Here is a 23,177-nt window from a genome sequence, read left to right on the forward strand (position 1 = left end):
CTCTTTAACCTTAATTTTTTTAATTGTTTATAGTCCATCTTAAAATCCTCGATTTTACAATATCAAATAAACCCATTATTCCCACCAATACAACTCCCATAAATATAAATCCCACCATTACAAGATCAAAACGTGCAAAGTCGGAGTAATATTGAACAAAATAACCCATACCGGAGGTGGCTCCGAACATTTCGGCTACAGTAAGCAATACAAAGGAGAATTTAAGAGCTACCGCACAACCGGATAATATGGTGGGAGAAGCTGCTGGAAGTATAATCCTGAACAATTTTTCTACTCCCTTTATTTCCAGGGTTGCTGCGTTTTCCAGGTATCTTTTATCAATAGTCATGGTTGCATTTACCGTTGTACCTAATATAGGCCAAAATGCTCCTAAAAATATTATAAATATTGACGCACTCCGAAAGGAGGGAAAAATATGAATGGCAAAAGGCGTCATAAGAGTAGCCGGCACGGCGCTGAAGGCATTGATATAAGGTGTGATATTTTTTCTTAGCAGCCTTTTTAAACCGATAAGCACTCCAATACTTATACCTGAGACCGACGCCATAAAATATGCTGGTATAAGCAGCCCCAAAGAACTTACAAACCCTTTGGACAACTTGTCAAAGTGGGAAATATATCCCGGTAAAATTTTGCTTAAGCCTGGAAATAAAAAGGGATCCAATATTCCAAAAATATCCGTTGCAAGCTCGTAGGAAACTATTATTCCGATAAAAATCACAATCATTCCCAATCTGTCTGCTATAAATCTTTTCATGCTTATGCTCCTTAAAAAATAGAAAAAATTATATTGTGATTACAGATTTTCATGTAAAAGGCAGACTTGGTATGCACCTGCATCCCAAGTCTGTCACAGCTTAATGTATATTTACATATTATTATCGTTGAACATATCCAGCTTATTTTTAAAGAAAGTGCTGTTTGGATAATCCTTAATCAAGGAATCTAAAGCCGCTTTATATTGTGATGTGTCAATATGATCTTCGACTTTGATTTCAGGATTAACTATATAATCAAAATCTTGCATCTTTTCCCACATCTTTATGACACTGTTTTTATAAGGATCCGTTTCGTATTTTATATGGGGGCTTAACAGGAAACTTTTTGCCGTTTCAGCAGACATATCCAGATTTTCAACTGTCAGTTCAACCACCCTGTCCATGTCTCCCTGCATAACCTCTTCAGCCCTTAAATATGCGCGGAGCAATCTTTTCACCGCTTCCGGATTTTCATCAAGCCAATCAGTCTTTGCAATCATACGGCAGCAGGAGTGGTCCGGCCACAGTTCATCCGGCCACATGACTATTTCCATCCCCGCATCGGCGATTTGAAGCTCAAATCCTGTGGATACGGCTCCGAAATCAACTTCGCCGTTGCGCACCGCTTCCATTACATCGGGATTCTTTTTCATTTCTACGAAGGTAACGTCTTTATTAAGGTCAAAACCCGCCTCATGCAAAATCCCTTTTAATACTATATCGGGAGTACCGCCTCTCATGATGGCAATCTTTTTGCCCCTGAAATCTTCCAGGCTGTTATAAACTGTCTCGGGCTTTGCAAAAACAGGAGTGGCGCCTATAATCATGTAACCGCCGAAAATTGTGAAGTCCTGTCCGTTTGCGATCTGTATCAAAGGCCCGCCGGTGCCGTAGGTGGAAATAATATCTACCTGTCCTGAACTCAATGCCTGAAAAGCGTCTGTCCCATTGTTTATGTATGTTAATTCAACTTCTATTCCTGCTTCAGCGAGGAAATTTTTATCCTCTGCAAGGAACTGAAATACCTGGCCCGAAGTAGCCTGGGCAGCTATTTTGACTTTAAGCTTATCTTTTGAATTTTCCTCAAGGTTCGGGTTATTTGTATTTTCACCGCCGTTGCCGGCAGCACAGGCTGTTAGTAATGAAATTATTGTAATGGATAATAATATAAACCTTAAAATTTTTCTCAATTGCCATACCCCTCTTCACATTTTATTGTTTGTCTTCATCTGTATTTCATTATGTATAATTTTTATGAGCTCATTTCTAAGCTGTACAGCCTGAGGATTGTCATAAATGGTTTTTCTGTCAAGTTTTTTGTCACCGTTGAATGAATAATTATAAATGATTTTGCTGGGAGACTGGCCCAGGACAAATATATCCGTTGCCAGGAGCAGAGCTTCATCCACATCATGAGTAACAAAAAAAATGGTCTTGCGGTTTTTGGTCTCTTTTTTCCATAGATTAACTACCAGCTCCTGAAGCTTTGCCCTTGTCACTGCATCCAGTGAACCAAAGGGCTCGTCCATGAGAAGTATAGGAGGGTCGATGCTAAAGGCCCGGGCAATGGCACAGCGCTGCTTCATGCCGCCAGAGAGCTCTTTAGGCCGCTTATCAAAAATGGATTCTAATAATTCCACATCTTTTATTCTTCTTATGGCTTCCAATTTGCGCTCATGGGTGCTCATATTTTTAAATTTCTGCTTAAGAGCTATCATAATGTTTTCTCCGGCACTCATCCATGGAAAAAGACCATAGTCCTGGAAAACCATTCCCCTTTGCAAGCCTGCCTTTAAAACAGGTTCATTGTCTACAAGTATTTCGCCCATTCTGGGTTTTTCCAATCCTGCAAGCAAGCGTAAAAAAGTGCTTTTACCGCATCCTGATTGGCCCAGTAAGCACACAAAAGCCCCTGCCTTAACCTCCATACTAATATCGGCAAGTATCAATTCTTTATCGTAAGAAAAACTTAAGTTTTTTACCGATACATTAAGCATTAATTATTCTCCTTAGCATGATTTGGATTTAACCTGTTTTGTCATGTATAAATTTATCACGTCCGCAATACAATTGTCTAATAGATAATACATATGTTGATTCTATGTATAATTGATATTTTTAATAGCTTAATTAACTGATGAAATGGAAGTACGTTCATAAACATTCCTTAAATAAAAATACCCGCCGGCTAAAAGCCGGCGGGCAACGAAGGTATTTTAGAGCAGCATAGGTATAAAAGGCCATACCGCAACCATGGTAGCGATGAACACTGCCGCAATTAAAACCAGATTTGGTTTCAAGGTGTTGGCAACAGTGACATCTCCGGTACCGAAGGTAATTGGAGTTGTTACTGATGCGGCAGGAGTTAAGAATGCAACGGAGGACATAAGCCCAATCATAATTACCAAGCCCGGCATGCTGACAGTGGTTCCCTGCAGAAGTGACAATGCTATGCTGTAGAAAAGCAGCATGGTGACCGTATTTGAAATAAAGTTTGTTAAAATAATTGAACCTAAAAATGCAAAAGCAACGATGGCAATTGGCGGCAATCCTGCCGTAACGGGAGCAAGCAAATTCTTCAGGAATTCACTGATTCCTGTTTTTGGTGAGCTTACTGCATTTCCAAGAACACAAACACAGGCTACAAATACTATTAATCCCATGGGAACAGACCTTGCCATTTTAGTAAAATCTCCGATAGGCTTACCATTGATGCGTATAACACACAAAAGAGCTATAGCCAAAACCGGCGGCACTACCGTACCCGCACTTTTTAAAAACGCCGCAAAGCCCGGGGCTAATGCTCCGAAGAAATCAGGGAATATCCATAAAATAACTACAACAACAAATATAGCAGCTGTAATTTTTCCTTCTGTTGATAATGGCTTGGATCTTTGCTTTACAGCTTCTATATCATAATTCTTATATTTTGATGTGTCCGGCCTCCAAACGAATATGACAACCAGCATGGAAACAAGGAAAGCAACAAAGGCAAAGGGAATGCCCACAGCCATCCATTGAGCAAAGGAAATCTCAATTCCATGGGATGTCTTTGCTGCACCCATTAGAATTAAAGGAAGAGCTTTGCCGATAGGGGTGGCTGAAGCTGTAAAAGCAACCTGCCACATAACGCCTGCCATAAGACATGTATAAAAAGGGTCTCCCTGCTTATAACCTATATCCTCACATACATTTTTAGCCAAAGCCATGAAAATTATGGTGAGGGCTCCGGCACCGACGATGAAGCCTAAAAGCAAGCATGCGAGATTAAACATAAAGATGAACATATAGGGCCGATTGTGAACTATTTTTAGTGTAACAAATTTAGTTGATACCTTTTGTATAACCCCTGTTTCTGTCATACATACATTTAAGGCCATCGTTGATATAATCATGGGAACAACGGAATGACCGAAGGATTGTGCAAATACTTCGGTTTGTGTTAAAACACCGGTAATTATTATACCTACTATAGCTAAAAAACTTACCCATTCAGTACCTACAAAAACCCATAAATATAGGGTGGGCAGGAAAATTGCAAGCACGTTCACTCCGACGGGAGTAAGACCATTCACCGGCTGTACGAAAAGCTTTATTGCCAGACCTAAAACAAGCGTAATAATATAGTGTTTGTAATCTTTCAAAAAATTCAATTTTAAAACCCCTCTCATAATAAAATTCAAGCTCTCAAGATTAATACTTGTCGATTTTTTCTATTATTAAAGGATTTCTATGAATCAGCAATATTTTACAGCGAAGATATGCAACACATATATCTTGAGTAAATACTAAATATCAGCAGTTTATCAGATGAATCAATTGATACTTATAATTTAAATGGGATGTGGATGATAATTAAGACAAATCAATGCACGCATGTACAATTCATATGCTAAAAAAATTCAGGAGACTTTGAACCTTATAAACCTATAAGAACGATATCCCCTAACTTTTCACCTCCCTTTAAATATTGACTTAATAATCCAGTTGTATCTAAGAATACGCCTTACCGATACAATAAGTATTAACACTGGATTTTAACTTGGAAACTTTCTTTCTATCGCAAAAAATTACAATAGATCGATTAAATTTGAAAATTTAATACACCATTATATGTTAATTTATATGATATCATTATTTATATAGAACGTCTTTGTTAAATATGCATAAACCTGCTTGACGCATTGTTCAATTTGCACATATTGAACATTGTGTTCATTTTTGTATTAAAAAATAGTATTATTTTGCGATTTTTTTGCAAAATAAAGGGGCAGTTCATTCTTCTATTGTTTTAAAAAGCATATCCAAAAGCAAATCAGGAATGAACTGTCCTCAATTTATTTTACCTATTATTTATGATGAGCCAGCAGCCCGTGATACTCAAGTATTTTGAAGGAGAGGAGCAAGTCAAGCAAGGTGTTGTGATCCTCCCAGTTTATATAGAAGGTTTCTTCCAGCCTTCCTAAACGGTAGTTCAGGGTATTTCTGTGAATATGAAGATAGCTTGCCGTGGCTGAGTTATCCTTAAATTTTATAAGATAAGCATAAAGAGTTTCGGCATAAAATGTATTATGAGCATAATCGTGCTCCAATATTTCCAAAGCTAACGGGTGGCAGGACTTGGCCAAGTCACCTTTTTCCGAAGCCATTTCAATGATGTCATAGATATAATAATCCTTGTAACTGCAAAGAAAGGTGTTCTTCTTTAAGCGCAGGCTCAATTCCATGGCCTTAACCGATTGAAGGAAATATTTTCTGGTTTCAGAGAGTTTGCAAAAGCACATGCTCAAACCTGCATAAACCTTGGTATTCTTCAAAAAATAATATAGCTTGCTTAAAAAGTTCTTATCATTAAAAATCTCTGTTTCACAGGATACAAGCATCACAATCCAATCTTCATAATGAGCCGATAGGCAGCAAGGAATCATCTCCTCCAAAGATTTTTGCACGTAAGCCAAGCTGAATTTATTTATATCGCATTGATTCAAATCAATTGAAAAAATATAAAGCTTCTTTTCCGGCCTCAAATTCAGTATTTCTGCCGTATTGCGGATAACTCCCATCTCTTCTAATTTGCCGTCCAAAAGCTCTGTAAAAAAGGTTTCTTCATTAAAGACCCTTTTTTGCTGAAGCAATGCGGTTTTTTGTATCTCCAGAGAGAAGGCATCACATAACATATTGGCAAGCTCAATATCATTATCTTCAAAGGGCTTATTTACTTCATATATTATAAGATGAGCCAGGCGATGCTCCTTAGCTGTAATCCTGCCGTACATCCTTCTGTGCAGAAGATTGCTCATTTTTACAATATACGGTTTTCCCTTTCTGTAATTTTCCCGGTCTACAATTATCGGCGGAGAATCCTTTGATATCAGAGCATCATTGGGCACGTAGCCGTATTTTATAATTTCGTTATACATAGGATCATTAAATTCCAAGCCCTTGGTATAAGCCAGCAGCTTATAATTCGCATCTGTAATGACCATGGGATTTTTAAGCAGTTCATAACTTGATTCCAGCATATACTGCAAGCCTTTGCCCATTACCAGGCTGCTCAGTATTTTCCCCAGAGCCTCGTTTGTTCTTCTATGTTCCAAAATTATATTTTGAATTTTGTTGTGTATTTCAAATAAATCTGCCGACTCATCAAACACAACCAAATTAAAGTTCTCAAACTTCTCTTTAATGGCGTTTAAATTCACATTGCTTGTACAAATTAAATTTACACATGTATCTGCTGACTGCTGTTTTAAATATTCCGAGGATAAGCATATATATAGGATATCCTGTTCAAATGAGGTTGGATTGGAAGATAAAAAGCTGATGCCTCTTATGTTTGAAATGCTATGACTGCTGCATCTGAATATTTCAGGGTTGTAATCATCTAATCTGCCTAAGATATCGCTAATACCGAGATCCATAATGACGCCCCCTATGTAATTTTTTTCCTAATATTAATGATACCATTTAGGTTAACACTTCACAAGTTAATAAGTTTGTTTCTATTTACAAGACAGACAGTTACAAAGTATAGTGATTTACTATATACATACATCAAATCCAGCTTTTTGCCTGATTCAATAATTATCCTTATATTACTGTTAAATTATAAAATATATAAAATTTATTATATATTTTAAATAGATATTTATGATGACGGCTTCTGATTAAGCGAGCAGGTATACAGCTACAGTGTTTAATGTAGGTTCCGCAGGGATGGGTATTTTTCTGTTTATGCTTCCTATAACTCCGCTTCATAGAATTGAATATTTCGAAGCAATCGGAAATGTAAAAATATCTGTTTTTTTAAGTTTATCGAAACAGCTATTATTTCAGATTCCTATGCTATTCATTTTGCCCAGGCTCTACAGCTTGAAAGGGGTCTGGCTTACCGGAGCTGTTTCCGACTTATTTTCTTCGCTGTTATCAGGAGTTTTTCTTTTCTATACATTTAAGCAATTAAAAAAGAGATAGAAAAGCCTTAGCCTTAACTAACTGAATATTTATATAAGTTCCTATGAAGTTTGATGAAATATAAAGGGATGATACTCAATAAAAGATAAATAGGAATGAACTGTCCCCACACTTTCAAAGCAGCATAACATAAAAAAAGCTCAATAGCCTGAGGCTACTGGGATTTTTTTAATTTTGGGACATTTTTTCTTTTCTGATGCCATCTGATATAATTTTTTTATAAAACATGTCACAAAATATATCAGTTATGTGTCTATATATAAAGAAGCACATGACTTAATTAGGTTTAATAAACACAGGTAAGGACGGCAACGCATTTAAATGCAAAGGAGGGATACATATTTTATATCACAGCCATCCCAACGAAAACACAAACGCTTCTGAAAATTTCAAAGCCTGGTACAAAGATTATTACAACATAATATTGCGGCACGCTTCATACCTTACGGGAAGCACAGCTGCTGCCGAGGATATTGCCCAGGAAACCTTCATAAGGTTATATAACCACTGCGAAACCATAGAAAACGTAGGAGCATGGCTCTCTAGAGTGGCATCCAACCTGGCATATAACTATATACGTAATGAAAGAGCCCGTATAAAAAAGCTGCCTGAAATTGATAATAAGGAGCACAACGTCATATCCTTAGAAGATATAGTTGTAAGAGATTATGAGATTCGCACCACCAGAAAAATCTTGGAGCGCTTAAGCTCAAGGGATAGAATGTGCCTGCTTCTTAAATTCTCAGGTTATAAATACAATGAAATATCTGAAATTACCGGAATTGAAAAAAACTCCGTAGGAAAGATTTTATCAAGAGCCCAGGAGAAATTTAAAAAAATTTATTTAAGGGAGGTGCATGATTAAATGAAGTGCCCTGATACAGGTAAACTCCAGGAATATATAGACTGTGAATTGGATATCAATCTAAAAAAAGAAGTTGAAAATCACATTTCAGGCTGTGATAAATGCAGTAAAACAGTTAAGAAGCTAAAAGAAAATGACGATTTTACATTTTCAAAGCTAAAAAATTTACGGGCATTCAGTGAAGATAACTTTGTGCCCACTCATATATTACACACGAATGCACCATCGGAAATCAACGGCATTAAACAATTTGAAAGCAAGAAAGGAGTTAATAATTTCATGATTAAACATAAAAAAGCAATAACAGCTGCAATTATATCAGCAGCAGTAATAACCTGTATAACCGTTCAGCCTGTGAGGACGGCAATCGCCAGCACCCTCTCCATATTCAGAGTTCAAAAAATGGAGGCTGTAAGCATTACATTAAATGATATAAAAGAAATAAGAGACAAACTTTCAAGCAGTAATCCTGAAATTGATATGGATAAGATAGGCAAGATAAAAATAGACGGCGGGGAATATGTAAATGTAACGCAGGAAGAATTAAAAACAAAAGCAGGATTTGATCCGGCCTTCCCTTCAGCATTGGAAGATATTAAAGCTGAAATTGGTGTTGCTCTTCCTGCTTCAATGGAGCTTACGTTAAACGTTCCTAACATAAATGAAATATTAAAGACTTTAGGAGCAGAGAAGCTTTTACCTTCGGACATAGACGGCAAAACCTTCACAGTGGATTTTTCCTCCGGCGTTAATTTAAATTACAGCACCGATAAGAAATACATCAACATAGCACAAACCATGGCACCTGTTATACATGTCCCCGACAATGTGGATGTGGACAGCATATATGAATCCCTGGTAGAGCTTCCTCTTATTCCTCAGAATTTAAGGAATCAGTTACTGTCCATTAAGGATTGGAAAACCACATTGCCGATACCCGTTATTGAAGAAGAAACTGAAGAAATTGATTTAAACGGCACAAAAGCCTTCCTTTTCACAAAAGACTTTGAGGATGCTTCGGTTACCATAGAACATTCCTCCGGCGGTACTCAAAAAATACCGGATAAAAACAGTGACTATTCGTCTATAATGTGGTATAAGGATGGTATAATCTATAATATATCTGGAAATATTTCAGGAGATGAAATAGTGGATATAGCAAAATCCATGAGGTGATGTAATGGTTATTCAAACACAGGAATTGACCAAATATTACGGAGACAAGATAGGCTGTAATAAGATAAGCATAGAAGTTGCCGAAGGCGAAGCCTTCGGCCTCTTAGGTCCTAACGGAGCAGGTAAAAGCACCTTTATAAAAATTCTCACCGGACTTTTATTTCCTACATCCGGCAAGGCATTTGTACTTAATAAGCCCATCGGAAACGTAGAGGCAAGAAAAAAGATAGGATATCTTCCGGAGAATTTCAAGTATCAGGAATGGATGACAGGGGTAGACCTCCTGTCTTTTCATGCGTCTTTGTATAAATTAGCCAAAAAAACTATCCCGGCAAAATTAGATGAAGTCCTTGATATTGTCAACTTAAAAGGACATGAAAAATACAGGATAGGCACCTACAGCAAGGGAATGCAGCAGCGTGCGGGGATTGCCTGCGCTCTTTTGTGCGACCCCGACCTTTTGTTTCTGGATGAGCCCACTTCAGCATTGGACCCCATAGGGAGAAAAGAAGTCCGTGATATAATAATTAAATTAAAAGATATGGGAAAGACGGTATTTTTAAACAGCCACCTTTTAAGCGAAGTGGAGATGGTATGCGACAGCGCCGCCATAATCAACAAAGGCAATGTGGTCAGCTTCGGAAAAATCCAGGATATATTAAAGAGTAAAATTACTCTTAAAATCAATGCAAAAATAAACGACGTAATCTTAGAAAAGCTGTCTGTATTCGGCAGTAATCTTATTCATAGAAATGATACCATTGAAATTTCCATAGAAAACAATGATGATATCCCTGACATAGCAGCTGTAATTATAAATAACGGAGGCAAGTTATATGAATTGACTCCCAGCAGGCAAAGCCTTGAAAATGCTTTCTTAAGCGCAATTAATGGGGGGGATGTATAATGTTTGCCATAGCTGTTGCGACCTTTAAAGAAAGTTTAAGAAAAAGGATATTTTTGCTCATCGGAATACTTACAATTATATATCTCATACTTTTAGGCGTCATAATTCATTATTCGTTAAGTGAAATGGCCAAATGGAACAGAGGGGATAATTTAAGCATATATGTTGTAGTTACCCAGCTCATATCCGTCCTTGGGTTTTATTTTTCCAGCATGCTGACGGCTTTTTTAGCCATAATGATGTCCGTCGGATGTATATCCTCTGAGATTGAAAGCGGAGTAATCCATTCCATAATCACCCGCCCCATAAAAAGGTCGGAATACATACTGGGCAAATATTTAGGCCTTTCAATCTTAATTTCCATGTATTCAATTTTGTTATATGCTCTGGTACTTTTAATATGCTCCATATTGAAACTTCCGGTGATTACTTCAATCAGTACGGTTGACCTGTTTAAAGGCCTATTATTGTTTATTCTTCAGCCCATTGCCATACTGTCCATTTCCATATGGGGAAGCAGCCATTTTAAAACCCTGCCTAACGGCATACTTATAATAGGTATATATATTATGGGGTTAATAGGCGGTTTCATGGAGCAGATTGGCTCTGCCATTAAAAATCAAAGCCTTATAAACTGGGGCATTATGATGAGCCTCATATCCCCCTTTGATGTAATATACCGCAAGCTTGTATCAACCATATTCCCATCCTTGGGATTAGCCAGCATCTTTTCACCGATGGGATCCATGTCCGGGGGCTCGCCCAGCACATGGATGATGGTTTATATATTTATATATATAATAGGCTTTATATATTTTTCGATGAGATACTTTTCAAAAAAAGATATATCATAGTAAAAAAGATGATACCATTGAGCCTTCTGCTCAATGGTATCATCTTTTTTTAGGTTTAAGCTTAAGAGACAGTTCATTCTTATGTTGCCTTTATTAAGGATAGACAACCTTGATAAAAGTCATATAGGAATGAACCGTCCCCGGATTTTACTTCCCTATACTTGCATAGATAACGGCCTTTACATTTTCCAAGGTTGCATTAGGCGGTACGGTGCAGCCGGACATCATTATAAGCCCTCTTCCGTCAAAGGCATCTATGAGTTTTTTAGCATAGTTGTAATTTTCATCAGGGGTACCCAATGCTAACATAGCCGGAGGCACATCTCCCGTGATGCACATTATATCCCCCAAAGTCTCCTTAAGTTTAAATATGTCCGTAGCGCTGTCAGGGTCAAATACCACCCTGCCTTTGGGGAATTCAGTGAAGTAATGCAAAAATCCTTCCCAGTTTGAATCCATATGAAGCCATGCATTTGAGCCTATATCAATAATCTTATATATATAGTTTCTTATAAAGGGCCAATAGAATTTTTCAAAGTACTTAGGCGATATAAAATCACTTCCAGCACGGGTTCCGCCCATGCTGGTAAACAGAGGTACTTCAGGCAACGCGGCTACCATCTTTTCCATGTCCTCAAACATTTCCTTTTCCATAACATCAATGGCAGCTGTTACCTTGTCGGGTATTCTTCTTAAATCCATTAAAAATTTAGGAAGAGTTCTGGCAGCGCTTAGCACTTCAAAGGGCGGGATTAAGGATACTCCCCCTCCTCCGAACATCCCTACAAAGCCCATTTCTTTGAATTTTGCCTGAACCTTTGCTGTTCTTTCCGCATTGGGAGGCGCCATATTCTCCAAATCATAGCCTGCCCTTTTAAACAGCTCGGGCTTTAGAGTATTCCAGCCCTTTTCAACTATGGTATCATAATCCTCTTCATACATTACCTGCTTTTCAACAATCTGCCATAATGCATCTTCCGGCAAATCACGTCCGGGAAACTTCATTTGTGCGAACCAAATCATTCCCATTCTCGAAGCGTCAAAGCCTGCCATAGGGGTGCTGTCAATTTCGTTTAAAACCGGCATGGAATAGGCCTTGAATATCATTTCATCCGCCCATTCCGGCCTCCTTAAGTAATCTGCCAATACGGCAGTAGGGTCACCATATTTAATAAAGCTGGGACCGGCAAGGCAAATTGGGACTCTGTCGGGTTTCTCCAAAGCAACGGCTTGCTTAGTTCTTAAAAGCCTTTCCTTAAAAAGCTCCTGACCTGTTTTCATTTAACCTTCCTCCTTCTATCAATATTATGTTAGGAGACACTCCTTCTCTTTTTTGTAAAAACCCTTGCAGACTCAAAGGAATTTTCCCGGCTTATTTACATATTGGTTAACACTCTCTCAAAGGCTTTTACAGCCGCTTCTCTTACAGCGGAATCTTCTTCCCAGGATTCATCGTTTTTAAGCTCCTCCAGCATCTCAGTAATTTTTTTATCTTCCATAAGGTACCCTCCTTTTAATATTTTCCATATTCATGGACGAAGCTATAGACTGTAAAGAGATTGTCTACATTAACATCATCGGCGCACAAAAGAGGCCTGTTGGGCATCCAGATAAACCCGCCTCCCGGAGCCAGGGTATCAACTATCCTCTTGGCCTCGTCCAGGCATTTTTCTTTTGATAGATATTTCATCTGAACGGGAGATAAGCCGGCGCATATAACAGATAAGTCACCTATTTTTTCATAGGCCTCATATACATCGTCCTCTTCTCCTAAGTGCAGCACAAAAGTTCCTTTAGGGAACTCCTTCATATAATCATATATAACACTGGTATTGCCTTCACCTTTAATGTAGAACTTGCCTCCGGCATCCACCACTCTCTGGACGATTTTTTTCATATATGGCCACCAGTATTCATCCATTTGTTTTTTGTTAATAAATGGTGTTGTATGTAATGCTGTCATTGCAAAGGGAAAAGGCTGGTTTTTAGCCACCACTTCCTCGGTATTGGCTGGCTTTCCAAACTCATAAAGAGCTTCCAAAGCAGCTTCAACTTCTTTGGGTCGGCGCCTTAAATCTGCTATGGTTTCCTTAAAGCCTCTCACCACATCAAATAAAACATCAAGAGGCGGAGATTGGCCTCCCGGACCGGTAATATTGGGGACTCCGTATTTTTTATCGATTGTCTCGGCAATTTTTGCATTTCCTTTGCTCTGTATATTAAATAAACGTATGGATTCCTTTAATGCTGCGTAAGCTTCTTCATCGCTGCCTGTCAGCTTTTTAAATTTTCTTAGCGGCAGCTCATTCAGCATAAAATTCCTGGTATCGTTTATAAGCTTGGGGTACTCGTCCTCTCTCATAACAGTATTTTGTACATGCTGTATGGTCACACCGTCTTTTGATACCACATATCCGTCGGAACCCAATGCCTTAATAGCTGCTATGGGCATATTTATCCCGTTTAGCATGGTTGTGCAGTCAAGATAAAGATTGTCAAAAACCTTGGTGTAGGCTTCCACCATCAAATCCGGGTCCTGAATTACATCCTCCGTTTTATATCCGGCATAGGCAATGGGCCAGGTGATGACCTCAATACCCACCGGAACGCGGGTTGGTTCTTTGAACTCAATGGTAGCCGCGATGTCTTTCTTCCTTGCTTCCCTCAATTCATTTACATTCAAATGATTCTCCTCCTTATTTTAAAGACTGTTTAGCCTTATAAATGACATAAGTTCAGGAAAAAATTTGAGAAAAAATATCTTGCAGGATTGTTTAACTTTTAAAAAGCAATGAAAATTAGTATAAGAAGTGAGTATTGGAATTTGAATAAATAAGAATGGATAAAAATCCTATATTTTGTCCCATAGTATTTTTATGACTATAGTATAGGCACTAATACACTAAACAGTCAATTATTTTTTATAAATATAAAAAATTTACAATAAATGCATTATAAACCTACTTTAAATAAATTGCTCAAAAATAGATGATACTTTTGGTATGGTATTATCTATATAATAAGATCATTAATTTTAAGAAAGTTTTAAGATTTTTATAGACATTGTTGTAAATTATGCCTGCTAGAATTTTTTTTAAAGGCAGGTGATGAAAATATGATAAGAATTGCAGGAGGTAAATCTTATGGATAAGCTAAATGTACTGGTATGTGACGACGATAAGGCAATTGTGGATGCCCTGGAAGTCTATTTAAGGCAGGAAGGCTATGAGGTTTTCAGAGCCTATAACGGTGTCCAGGCAATTGAAGCATTATCAGAGCACAACGTTCATCTTATAATAATGGACATCATGATGCCTAAATTGGACGGGTTAAATGCTACCATAAAAATCCGTAAGGAAATGAACATACCAATAATAATGCTTTCTGCAAAATCCGAGGATACAGATAAAATAACGGGCTTAAATTTCGGAGCCGACGATTATGTTACAAAGCCCTTTAATCCCTTGGAATTGATGGCCCGGGTAAAATCCCAGATGCGCCGCTATACCCAGTTTGGCAGCATGGTTAAAAAAGAGGAGATTTTAAAAACCGGAGGCCTGGAACTGGATACCGAGGCAAAAGAACTTAGAGTGGACGGCGAGGCCGTAAAGCTTACGGCAACGGAATACGGAATAATCCATTTTCTTATGAGAAACATGGGCAGTATTTATTCAACGGACCAGATATATGAAAAGGTGTGGAATGAACCTTCCTTTTCGCCGGATAATACGGTTTCCGTCCATATCAGGCGAATACGTGAAAAAATAGAAATCAATCCTAAAGAACCAAAATATTTAAAGGTGGTGTGGGGTATTGGATACAAAATCGAGAAGTATTAACTATTCAAGGGGCGCAAAATTTACTGCCGCCTTTATAATATGGCTGTGCAGCATTATCGCCGTCGGCAGTTTATTTTTATTCGGCAATTATGGCGAATATATAAGAAGCAATAATTATTATGACACATATAGATTTCAAGACAGCTTTTCCAATCTTGTTCATAACGCAGTGGAAATGAACGTTGTACTTAGAAATGAAGAAAGCATAAGAAACTCGGGAAACCATAGGGAGGTAATATCTGATAATCTTAGCCGCTTGCGCCGTGCAAAAAATAACATTTCCCAAGCGGTAAACTTTCTATATTTATTAAAGAATACAGAAACAGGAGAAATCATAACCAACGTACCCGAAAGCAATGCTGAAAGCTTTATAAATTCACAGAAATACTTCGTTTATGCAAACAAATGGGAGGATTCTTTTTATAACTACCTTCAGGACGATATATCGGCAATGCTTGCAAACACTCCCTATGAGGTTACTGCGGCAGTAAGAACTCAATTTATAGAAGGTGATTCCTTCTATGATGAATATAAAACTTATACTTTAGTTAAACAGTACTATCCTTATTGCCTGGGGGCTATGGCAGCCTCAATTCTTATAGCAATTATCACATTTATATACCTTGCCTGTGTAACAGGAAGGCATGAAAAGGGAGGCGGTATAAATTTTACTGCTATAGACAGATTATATACTGATGTATCAACTGTACTGATAATCATAATCTTTTTCTTATCTTTAGACCTTGCCCGCTCAATGGGTTACATCGGTCTTGGGGAGTCCTTGATCACCGTCATGATAATCTTTGCCGTTGATATGGTTATAGCTTTAGTCTACCTGCTTTCCATCATAAGGCAGATCAAAGGTAAAAGACTATTTAAGCATACGCTGATTTATAAAATTCTGCTCGGCATATTTAAATTATTCTTATTGTGCTTCAGCGGAAGGCTCTTCAAGCCCTGGTTATTAATATTGCTTCTGGTTTATGCCGGAATAAACTCAATTTTGTTCGGAATAACTGTAACCGGCGGCTCTATTGGAGTATTTATATTCTTGCAGCTGCCCCTTAACATCGCCGTCCTCTATTTTGCATCGAAGTCTTTATTATCACTTACAACTATAATGGAAGCCTCAAGAGAAATATCATCGGGAAACCTGGATTATCCTTTGGACAGCACAAAGATATCTGCAGTTTTTAAAAGTTTTTCGCAAGACATACAAAGCATTCAAGGAGGGCTTAAAAAGGCAGTTCAGAAAGCCATAAAGGACGAGCGCATGAAGACGGATCTTATAACCAATGTGTCCCACGATTTGAAGACTCCTCTTACTTCCATAATAAATTATGTGGATTTATTGAAAAAGGAAGAGCTTGATAACGAGACCGCTGCAGGATATGTAGCTGTTTTGGATGAAAAATCATCAAAGCTTAAAACCCTGATTGAAGACCTAATGGAAGCCAGCAAGGCATCTTCCGGCAACCTTTCGGTAAAGGAAGAAAAAATCGTTCTTAATGAACTAATAACCCAGTCTGTCGGTGAATATGAGGAAAAACTAAATGCAGCCGGCCTTGATATCCGTATCAGCGAACCGGAAGAAAAAATATATGTGGCGGCCGACGGCAGCCATATGTGGAGGATCGTAGGCAACCTTTTATCAAACGTCGCAAAATACTCCATGGCAAATTCAAGGGTGTATATAAATATCGATAAAAACGGCAAATACGGAACTTTAACAATAAAAAATATGTCCGCCCATCCATTGAACATCTCCCCCGATCAATTGACAGAGCGTTTCGTACGGGGTGATGAATCAAGGACAACCGAAGGCTCCGGCTTAGGCTTATCCATAGCCCAAAGCCTCATAACCCTCCAGGGCGGAAAATTCAGCATCGACATTGACGGCGACCTCTTCAAGGCCACACTCTCTATGCCCTTATATATGTAGGAGCCTAAGTGCTCCACCGCTAAGGGACAGTTCACAAACTTAATAAATAATCCGATATACTCATATTTCAACAGGTGGAAATTCCCCCAAACGGAGGCTGCGCTGGCAGGCAGCCTCCGTTTGCCATAGCAAAAACTCCCTTAAATGCGGCACTCCCACATTGAAATCAAATTTATAGATATGGTAATATTTACTTGAGGTGTTTTAAATGAAAGCTTTTATAAAAGACTATTGCTTGAAAAACATAAAATTCAAGCTGTTTATATTATACGTTCTTAATGTATCGGATATAGTATTTACCCTTTTACTAATCGGAACCGGGATGTATGTAGAAATGAACTTATTGATGGTGGAAGCAGTACAAAGCATGTCATCGAGCTTTATTTTGAAGGTGCTTCTGCCTGCTTTGCTTTTAATATACATTTACCTTAGAATACAAAAGGCAACAGACAAACAATTAAAAAAATCAAACCTTCTCATAAACAGTATATTGGCCATGTATGCAATGGTTAATATGTCCCATTTATTATGGATTTTAATGCTGCCGGTATTCAAAAGAGCTTTTATATAGAATACATTTTAAAATTTCATTTAGTATGTGTATGCTGCGCTGTTTTACGCTGCTTTTTTTATTATATGTTTTTACAAATTTAATTTTTAGCTGTCCGGTTTCTGAATATTTAACTTCTAATTGAAGACACTAATTATTGGAACTAACATGAAAGGAGTGAAAGCTTATGTCACAATTAAATCAAATGGAGCTTCAAAATTTAAGGCATCTCATTGGTGCGCATGACACTGCATATCAGAAAATGCAAGACTATGCACAGCAGTGTGTCGACCCTCAGGTTAAATCATATTTTGAGAAATCCGCCCAGGATGCAATGAAAACAAAACAGCAGCTCATGTCATTTTTAAGTTAAGGAGGATAACTATGAACGATAAGATTATGGTAAATGATGCACTTACTTCTGTCAAAAGCAGCATGACGACATATGCAAATGTTATAGCTGAATGCTCCAACCCTTCTTTAAGATCGGCAATTCAGCAGATAAGAAACAGCTGCGAAGCATCACAATATGAACTTTACAAGCTTGCTGAGCAAAAAGGTTTTTATAAGCCGGCTCAGGCTGCGGATAACCAGGATGTCCAAGAGGTTAAATCCCAGCTTGGCAGTTAATAAAACCAATATAGATTAAGAAAATACACAATCTGTAACATATTCAAAAAATTTCAGGCTGCAGCAAATAATTCGCTGCAGCCTGAAATTTTAAGGCAAGCTAAGTAACTTCTATTATTATACCCAACCCTGGATAATCTTAACGCCTTCTGCTGCATTTGTTGTAAATGCATCAGCGCCAATCTGCTGGCAAGCTTCTTTAGTAACAGGGTTTCCGCCGATTATGATTTTTACGCTGTCACGAAGCCCGGCTTCCTTTAGAGCGTCAACGGTATCTTTCATAGCTTCTAAGGCAAGTGTCAATACACCGCTCATTCCAACTGCCACAGGCTTAACTTCTTTAACCTTTTCAACAAAAGCACTGGCAGGCTGGTCGATACCTAAATCGATTACTTTGAAACCGGCTGCTTCTGACATACTCTTGAATATGTTTTTTCCGATATCATGCAGATCTCCTGCAACAGTTCCTAAAACAATTGTTCCTGCGCTTGCAGTACTGTCGCTGCCCAATACAGGCTTTAATGTATTTATTGCATTTGTTAAAAGCTCTCCTGCAAATATAAGGTCGCCGACAAAATATTCGCCTTTTTCATATAAGTCACCGACTATTGCCATGCCGCTCTGGCAAGCTGCTACAACCTTCTGTGCTTCTTCTTCCGATGGCTTTCCTTCAACAAAGCTTTGAAGCATTTCCAATACTCTCTCTTCGTCCAACTCTCCGACTGCCTGGGTTAAAATCTTTAAATCCATAATGTAATTCCTCCCTTAATCAATTTGATAAAAATCAAATTGTGCTTTTTAAATTATACAACAATTAGTACAGCAAAGTAACTATAAATGCAAACAAAGCGTCTTCTACATTATTAAGAGGATCTTTTACGATATCTGCTTCTTCAGCCTTATAGCCCTCTACTGGAGCATCTTCCCAGAAATTTAATAATTCACTTTTAACTTCCATAGCTACCTCCTATTTATATACGCCATATTCATGGACAAATTCGCTTACTGCAATAAGGTTCTCGGGTTTAGCATCGCTCAATGATAAAATGGACTTATCCATACAGAACATATATCCGCCGCCGGGCGCTGCTTTATCAATGATTTCCTTTGCCTTGTCAATGCACTCCTGCTTTGTGTTAAGCCTTAACATGGTAATTGGGAAATTACCCATGATGCACATCTGCTTACCTATTTTCTCCTTGACTACTCCCATATCATCTTCTTCAAAATAAGCAATGACTCCCTTAGGCAGCTCCTGAAGGAACTCGTAGTACCTGGTCCAGTTTTTCTCAAAGAATATCTGAAGTGTATATCCGTCATTAATAAGGTCAACTACCAATCTTTTAAATGTAGGCCAGTATAAGTTTTCAAAGTCCTTGGTCCTCATATAAGAAGGCATGTGAAGAGGGATAAACAAAGAATTGGTAATGCTGGGAACAGGATTGACAAGCTTTGCCACTTTATACATTATAGGCAAAGTTGCTTCAACGGCTTCCTTAACCTTATTGGGATTTCTTCTGACGTCCATTGAAATTCCAGTAAATCCACGAAGCAAATCGGCAACAAAGTCAAAAGGTGCTTCCACCGCACCGCGACGGATGCTAACAAGGTTGTGCTTCTTTTCAACTGCTATAGTTCCCGCCATATATTTAGCCTTAATCTGGTTGTCGGCGATCATGGCGCGAAGATAATTGAGGCTGCCTTCAGCACCTTCTTTAGCAAGCTTTGGGTAAATACGGGGAACAATTTTGTTTACGATGCATTTGAAGGGGTCGGCAATATATTCATCGTATTCATCAGCCTGTAATCCTTCTACCTCGGGGTGCTGTACAAAATCGTCCTGCTCTCTTGGAACAAAAGCTCTTGATCCCGTGGTTTTGTAAAACAAGGGAAATCTCGGCAAACCGCCTGTTGCATCCACATAAACATCTGTGTACAACTTGTCATATGCATCTACAATCATTTCGGGACTCCACAATGCTTTTTTCATGTCATATCCCGCATACTGTATTGCATAAGATGGCTCTGCCTTGTTAACAACGGGTACCCTTTCAGGTTTTTCACACATGATGGCTTTTTTAATCATTTCCACTCTTTGCTCTGTTGTTAATTTCATTTTATCCTCCTTGTAAAATTAAAATTTTCTAACTAAGCCAAATAATTCAATTTAATTATAATGGAAAAATTTATTATGCGTCAACGCAATAATTTGATTTTTATAAATTAAAATCAAAATTTATATCAATAAATTAATTATTTAAAATGCATAATAAATTCTTATTTCCAAAAGAATTTATTTGGACTGAATACGGATTAAACCGCTGCGCTTTTGTTTTGCTTGTACAAACAGCTTAATTATAAAAGCAAAATTTACTTGCTTTTATGTAGAAACTTTATTTCATTTATATAGTATTTACTTATAAAGGGAAATATATTAATATTGATTTATATTGATGTTCATCAATTTTGCCAAGGAGTTTATATGCATTTTAACTCCTTGGCTTTCCTCCTTTTAACAATTTGTATTATAATATATATACATTACTAATTTATAAAGGCAGGCTTTATTATGTACAAAAAAGGACAGGATAAAAAAGAAGAGATTTACAAAACAGCAAAAAAACTGCTTTATGAAATTGGCTATACCAATACCACAATAAAAAGAATAGCTGAATTAAGCGATGCGCCTATCAGCCTTGTACATTATTACTTCTGCAAAAAGGATAAGATAATAAGCTGTATTTATAAGGATTTTCTCGATAACATTGTGGACTTCCTCCGTGAAACAAAGCCGGAAATATTCACAAATTCCTTATTATCCCACTCCGTAACCTCCAGGATATATTATGATATCATCCTGAACAATTCCAACAATAAGAGGGTGTACCATGAGGTGCTTTTAAACAAGTCAAACTATCATATATTGAATGAATACATTATCAATATATATAAAAAATACATAGAAGATAACAGCATAATAATTTCCGATGAGCTCTTCAATACATACTCCTTTGTAGACTTCGGTGCCAGACGGGAGTTCTTCCTGAATTACTTTAGCGGCAACATAAAGCTTTCAGTGCAAGAAGCTGTAACAGTTGTAAACAGCATAATACCAAGGCTCTATAAACTGAATCAGCATTTTATAGACAGCATCATGATGGATTCCATATCCATATTCAACTCCCTGGACTATAGCAAAATAAAATTTCTTATATAAGAGTCTTTATATTTATTTAAAACAACATTCTGTAAAAATGAATTCTTCAAAGGGCTTGAATTGTTCAAATTCATGGTCTATAATATTAAACAATATGAAACATCACAAAACAAGACATAAATTATATATTTTTATATTGAAATGTTTTTCATAACGATGTAATACCAAACATAATAAGACAAATGTGCTGTTTTATATCACTAATTGTTTTAGGAGTTGGAACTATGAAAATGATAACAGTTGCAGGACCTCCTTCCTCGGGGAAAACCTCTGTAATAATAAAGCTTCTTGAAACAATGAAAGTAAACCCTGAACGCGTAGGAATCGTCAAATTTGACTGTCTCACATCCTTTGATTATCTTCGATATGAAGAGGTGGGCGTAAAAGTCATAACCGGCTATTCGGGCAAAACATGCCCCGACCATTTCTTCGTAAGCAATATCGAAGATGCCGTCCGCTGGGGCTTAAATTCCGGCTACGACTTTCTTATAACGGAAAGCGCCGGATTGTGCAACCGTTGTTCTCCCTATATAAACGGCATAATGTCCGTTTGTGTAATCGATAATTTATCAGGAGTGTATACCCCAAGAAAAATCGGTCCCATGCTAAAGCTTGCCGACATAATCGCCGTAACCAAAGGCGATATAGTCTCCCAGGCCGAAAGAGAAGTGTTTACCTTTAATATCAGGCAGGTCAACAATACGGCAAAAATCATAAATATGAACGGCATCACCGGCCAGGGCTCCTTCATGCTGGCAAAGCACTTATCTGCTGCCAGAGATGTGGTAACTTTGAAGGATATGAAGCTTAAATTTACCACCCCTGCAGCCGTATGCTCCTATTGCACCGGTGAAACCAGAATCGGCGAATCCCACCAGTTTGGCACCATGAAAAAAATAAATTTCGATTTGGATTGATGACTATGGACAAAGAACTGTATAAATTAATAAATACGCTTCCCTTATCCGAGCTTATTTACAGGTACCCTCTTGTTTCGGATTTTCTTGCCAATATGAGGATAAATATTCTTTCAAAGGACATGGCCTTCCCTGAAATTCTGGATACTGTGGATGAGACAATAGAAGAAGAGTTCGGAATTTCAAAAATAGATTTGCCCCTTCACCTTTATGAATTTTTAATGACCTTCAATGATACATGCTCAGGTGAAGATGAGTTATCCTCCCTTACTATAATCGGCGGATGCAACAAATCCGGCCAGGCCGAAAATATAAGCTTGACTCTTAACAAAGGGGACGTTGCGGCCATTGTCGGTCCTACAGGCTCTGGAAAAAGCCGCCTTTTAGGAGATATAGAATGCCTGGCACAGCGTGACACCCCCACAAACCGGCTGATTCTTATAAACAACAAAGAACTTACGGAAGAAAAGCGATTTGATATGAACGGAAAGCTGGTAGCCCAGCTCTCACAAAACATGAATTATATAATGGATTTAACAGTCAGGGAATTTTTAGAAATCCACGCCCGCAGCAGGTTTTCTCCCGACATTCAAAACACCATAAGCCTTTGCATGGACTGCGCCAACGGCCTTGCCGGCGAAAAATTCTCAGGCGATACAAAGGTGACTCAGTTAAGCGGCGGCCAATCAAGGGCCCTCATGATTGCAGATACTGCATTTATAAGCAGTTCTCCTTTGGTTTTGATAGACGAGATTGAAAACGCCGGAATTGACAGGAAACAGGCCATAAAGGTTCTGACCAAAAAAGATAAAATAGTCCTCATTGCAACACATGATCCCCTCCTTGCCTTAAGCGCTGACCGGCGCATTGTTATTAAAAACGGCGGAATACACAAAGTCATCGAGACTACACAGGAAGAGATGCGCATTCTCGAACAAATAGAAAAAATGGACAATACAATGCAGCAATTGCGAAACAAGCTAAGGTTCGGAGAGCTTATTACTGAAATTTAGAAAGGAAGGTTTTT

The 23,177-nt window shown here is 38.0% G+C and carries 23 protein-coding genes; 12 read left to right on the forward strand and 11 right to left on the reverse strand.

The features are described 5' to 3' along the window. Positions 1 to 19 precede the first annotated feature (19 nt). The 5 genes from OXPF_RS21185 to OXPF_RS21205 form a co-directional block, all read right to left on the reverse strand. Complete coding sequence (locus OXPF_RS21185) at positions 20 to 778, reverse strand: ABC transporter permease (RefSeq protein WP_054877199.1); 759 nt, start codon at positions 776 to 778, stop codon at positions 20 to 22. A 111-nt stretch (positions 779 to 889) separates the two neighbouring features. Next, positions 890 to 1,969 (reverse strand): ABC transporter substrate-binding protein, encoded by a 1,080-nt coding sequence (locus tag OXPF_RS21190; RefSeq protein ID WP_054877200.1) that lies wholly within the window; start codon positions 1,967 to 1,969, stop codon positions 890 to 892. Positions 1,970 to 1,984: 15 nt separating this feature from the next. After that, positions 1,985 to 2,776, reverse strand: coding sequence for an ABC transporter ATP-binding protein (locus tag OXPF_RS21195; protein ID WP_054877201.1), 792 nt, complete (start codon positions 2,774 to 2,776; stop codon positions 1,985 to 1,987). A 219-nt stretch (positions 2,777 to 2,995) separates the two neighbouring features. Then, positions 2,996 to 4,432 (reverse strand): SLC13 family permease, encoded by a 1,437-nt coding sequence (locus OXPF_RS21200; RefSeq protein ID WP_054877202.1) that lies wholly within the window; start codon positions 4,430 to 4,432, stop codon positions 2,996 to 2,998. Between the two features lie 696 nt (positions 4,433 to 5,128). After that, on the reverse strand, positions 5,129 to 6,700 hold the full coding sequence (locus OXPF_RS21205; protein WP_054877203.1) for a PucR family transcriptional regulator: 1,572 nt from the start codon (positions 6,698 to 6,700) through the stop codon (positions 5,129 to 5,131). Positions 6,701 to 7,593: 893 nt separating this feature from the next. Here OXPF_RS21205 and OXPF_RS21215 point away from each other — a divergent pair. The 4 genes from OXPF_RS21215 to OXPF_RS21230 are packed head-to-tail and all read left to right on the forward strand — an operon-like array spanning position 7,594 to position 11,055. Then, positions 7,594 to 8,118: a sigma-70 family RNA polymerase sigma factor gene (locus OXPF_RS21215; RefSeq protein WP_054877205.1), complete on the forward strand. Its 525-nt coding sequence runs from the start codon at positions 7,594 to 7,596 to the stop codon at positions 8,116 to 8,118. Next, complete coding sequence (locus OXPF_RS21220; RefSeq protein WP_054877206.1) at positions 8,119 to 9,294, forward strand: DUF4367 domain-containing protein; 1,176 nt, start codon at positions 8,119 to 8,121, stop codon at positions 9,292 to 9,294. A gap of 4 nt (positions 9,295 to 9,298) precedes the next feature. Next, entirely contained in the window at positions 9,299 to 10,201 is a 903-nt protein-coding gene (locus tag OXPF_RS21225; protein WP_054877207.1) for an ABC transporter ATP-binding protein, read from the forward strand. Further along, positions 10,201 to 11,055, forward strand: coding sequence for an ABC transporter permease (locus OXPF_RS21230; protein WP_054877208.1), 855 nt, complete (start codon positions 10,201 to 10,203; stop codon positions 11,053 to 11,055). Before OXPF_RS21225 ends, OXPF_RS21230 begins: the two co-directional genes overlap by 1 nt. 147 nt (positions 11,056 to 11,202) lie before the next feature. On the opposite strand, the gene OXPF_RS21235 is transcribed toward OXPF_RS21230, so the two are convergent. The 3 genes from OXPF_RS21235 to OXPF_RS21240 form a co-directional block, all read right to left on the reverse strand. Continuing rightward, the gene (locus OXPF_RS21235) at positions 11,203 to 12,336 is read right to left on the reverse strand and encodes a uroporphyrinogen decarboxylase family protein (protein ID WP_054877209.1); all 1,134 of its coding nucleotides are present in this window, start codon (positions 12,334 to 12,336) and stop codon (positions 11,203 to 11,205) included. Between the two features lie 95 nt (positions 12,337 to 12,431). Then, entirely contained in the window at positions 12,432 to 12,554 is a 123-nt protein-coding gene (locus OXPF_RS23475; protein WP_278308416.1) for a hypothetical protein, read from the reverse strand. A 14-nt stretch (positions 12,555 to 12,568) separates the two neighbouring features. Then, positions 12,569 to 13,738 (reverse strand): uroporphyrinogen decarboxylase family protein, encoded by a 1,170-nt coding sequence (locus tag OXPF_RS21240; protein WP_054877210.1) that lies wholly within the window; start codon positions 13,736 to 13,738, stop codon positions 12,569 to 12,571. Between the two features lie 460 nt (positions 13,739 to 14,198). Between OXPF_RS21240 and OXPF_RS21245 the strand changes: the two genes are divergently transcribed. From OXPF_RS21245 to OXPF_RS21265, 5 genes are all read left to right on the forward strand, one after another. Next, on the forward strand, positions 14,199 to 14,894 hold the full coding sequence (locus OXPF_RS21245; protein ID WP_054877211.1) for a response regulator transcription factor: 696 nt from the start codon (positions 14,199 to 14,201) through the stop codon (positions 14,892 to 14,894). Further along, on the forward strand, positions 14,869 to 16,836 hold the full coding sequence (locus OXPF_RS21250) for a sensor histidine kinase (RefSeq protein WP_054877212.1): 1,968 nt from the start codon (positions 14,869 to 14,871) through the stop codon (positions 16,834 to 16,836). The genes OXPF_RS21245 and OXPF_RS21250 overlap by 26 nt, the downstream gene beginning before the upstream one ends. Before the next feature lie 208 nt (positions 16,837 to 17,044). Beyond that, positions 17,045 to 17,407 (forward strand): DUF5658 family protein, encoded by a 363-nt coding sequence (locus tag OXPF_RS21255; protein ID WP_054877213.1) that lies wholly within the window; start codon positions 17,045 to 17,047, stop codon positions 17,405 to 17,407. Between the two features lie 166 nt (positions 17,408 to 17,573). Further along, positions 17,574 to 17,759, forward strand: coding sequence for a hypothetical protein (locus tag OXPF_RS21260; RefSeq protein ID WP_054877214.1), 186 nt, complete (start codon positions 17,574 to 17,576; stop codon positions 17,757 to 17,759). A gap of 11 nt (positions 17,760 to 17,770) precedes the next feature. Continuing rightward, entirely contained in the window at positions 17,771 to 18,016 is a 246-nt protein-coding gene (locus OXPF_RS21265) for a spore coat protein (RefSeq protein ID WP_054877215.1), read from the forward strand. Between the two features lie 117 nt (positions 18,017 to 18,133). Here OXPF_RS21265 and OXPF_RS21270 read toward each other — a convergent pair whose 3' ends face one another. The 3 genes from OXPF_RS21270 to OXPF_RS21275 form a co-directional block, all read right to left on the reverse strand. Further along, on the reverse strand, positions 18,134 to 18,769 hold the full coding sequence (locus OXPF_RS21270; RefSeq protein ID WP_054877216.1) for a cobalamin B12-binding domain-containing protein: 636 nt from the start codon (positions 18,767 to 18,769) through the stop codon (positions 18,134 to 18,136). Positions 18,770 to 18,830: 61 nt separating this feature from the next. Next, on the reverse strand, positions 18,831 to 18,974 hold the full coding sequence (locus OXPF_RS22735; RefSeq protein ID WP_160317291.1) for a hypothetical protein: 144 nt from the start codon (positions 18,972 to 18,974) through the stop codon (positions 18,831 to 18,833). A 9-nt stretch (positions 18,975 to 18,983) separates the two neighbouring features. Continuing rightward, positions 18,984 to 20,132 (reverse strand): uroporphyrinogen decarboxylase family protein, encoded by a 1,149-nt coding sequence (locus tag OXPF_RS21275; RefSeq protein ID WP_054877217.1) that lies wholly within the window; start codon positions 20,130 to 20,132, stop codon positions 18,984 to 18,986. Positions 20,133 to 20,585: 453 nt separating this feature from the next. Between OXPF_RS21275 and OXPF_RS21280 the strand changes: the two genes are divergently transcribed. The 3 genes from OXPF_RS21280 to OXPF_RS21290 all read left to right on the forward strand — a co-directional run bounded on the left by OXPF_RS21280 (position 20,586) and on the right by OXPF_RS21290 (position 23,163). Next, the gene (locus OXPF_RS21280; RefSeq protein ID WP_054877218.1) at positions 20,586 to 21,233 is read left to right on the forward strand and encodes a TetR/AcrR family transcriptional regulator; all 648 of its coding nucleotides are present in this window, start codon (positions 20,586 to 20,588) and stop codon (positions 21,231 to 21,233) included. Between the two features lie 224 nt (positions 21,234 to 21,457). Continuing rightward, the gene (locus OXPF_RS21285) at positions 21,458 to 22,150 is read left to right on the forward strand and encodes a GTP-binding protein (protein WP_054877219.1); all 693 of its coding nucleotides are present in this window, start codon (positions 21,458 to 21,460) and stop codon (positions 22,148 to 22,150) included. Between the two features lie 5 nt (positions 22,151 to 22,155). Then, positions 22,156 to 23,163 carry an ATP-binding cassette domain-containing protein gene (locus OXPF_RS21290; protein ID WP_423230590.1) on the forward strand — a complete coding sequence of 336 codons (1,008 nt, stop codon included), beginning with the start codon at positions 22,156 to 22,158 and terminating at the stop codon, positions 23,161 to 23,163. The last annotated feature ends 14 nt before the right edge of the window (positions 23,164 to 23,177 follow it).

It is taken from the genome of Oxobacter pfennigii (assembly GCF_001317355.1).
Taxonomy (GTDB): Bacteria; Bacillota; Clostridia; order Clostridiales; family Oxobacteraceae; genus Oxobacter; species Oxobacter pfennigii.

Excerpts from the sequence above, each read along its gene's own strand:
- OXPF_RS21275 (WP_054877217.1), bottom strand. The coding sequence starts at position 20,132 with ATGAAATTAACAACAGAGCAAAGAGTGGAAATGATTAAAAAAGCCATC.
- OXPF_RS21235 (WP_054877209.1), bottom strand. The coding sequence starts at position 12,336 with ATGAAAACAGGTCAGGAGCTTTTTAAGGAAAGGCTTTTAAGAACTAAG.
- OXPF_RS21255 (WP_054877213.1), top strand. The coding sequence starts at position 17,045 with ATGAAAGCTTTTATAAAAGACTATTGCTTGAAAAACATAAAATTCAAG.
- OXPF_RS21245 (WP_054877211.1), top strand. The coding sequence starts at position 14,199 with ATGGATAAGCTAAATGTACTGGTATGTGACGACGATAAGGCAATTGTG.
- OXPF_RS21290 (WP_423230590.1), top strand. The coding sequence starts at position 22,156 with ATGGACAAAGAACTGTATAAATTAATAAATACGCTTCCCTTATCCGAG.
- OXPF_RS21205 (WP_054877203.1), bottom strand. The coding sequence starts at position 6,700 with ATGGATCTCGGTATTAGCGATATCTTAGGCAGATTAGATGATTACAAC.
- OXPF_RS21260 (WP_054877214.1), top strand. The coding sequence starts at position 17,574 with ATGTCACAATTAAATCAAATGGAGCTTCAAAATTTAAGGCATCTCATT.
- OXPF_RS21230 (WP_054877208.1), top strand. The coding sequence starts at position 10,201 with ATGTTTGCCATAGCTGTTGCGACCTTTAAAGAAAGTTTAAGAAAAAGG.
- OXPF_RS21195 (WP_054877201.1), bottom strand. The coding sequence starts at position 2,776 with ATGCTTAATGTATCGGTAAAAAACTTAAGTTTTTCTTACGATAAAGAA.
- OXPF_RS21285 (WP_054877219.1), top strand. The coding sequence starts at position 21,458 with ATGAAAATGATAACAGTTGCAGGACCTCCTTCCTCGGGGAAAACCTCT.
- OXPF_RS21185 (WP_054877199.1), bottom strand. The coding sequence starts at position 778 with ATGAAAAGATTTATAGCAGACAGATTGGGAATGATTGTGATTTTTATC.
- OXPF_RS21280 (WP_054877218.1), top strand. The coding sequence starts at position 20,586 with ATGTACAAAAAAGGACAGGATAAAAAAGAAGAGATTTACAAAACAGCA.
- OXPF_RS21225 (WP_054877207.1), top strand. The coding sequence starts at position 9,299 with ATGGTTATTCAAACACAGGAATTGACCAAATATTACGGAGACAAGATA.
- OXPF_RS21220 (WP_054877206.1), top strand. The coding sequence starts at position 8,119 with ATGAAGTGCCCTGATACAGGTAAACTCCAGGAATATATAGACTGTGAA.
- OXPF_RS23475 (WP_278308416.1), bottom strand. The coding sequence starts at position 12,554 with ATGGAAGATAAAAAAATTACTGAGATGCTGGAGGAGCTTAAAAACGAT.
- OXPF_RS21265 (WP_054877215.1), top strand. The coding sequence starts at position 17,771 with ATGAACGATAAGATTATGGTAAATGATGCACTTACTTCTGTCAAAAGC.
- OXPF_RS22735 (WP_160317291.1), bottom strand. The coding sequence starts at position 18,974 with ATGGAAGTTAAAAGTGAATTATTAAATTTCTGGGAAGATGCTCCAGTA.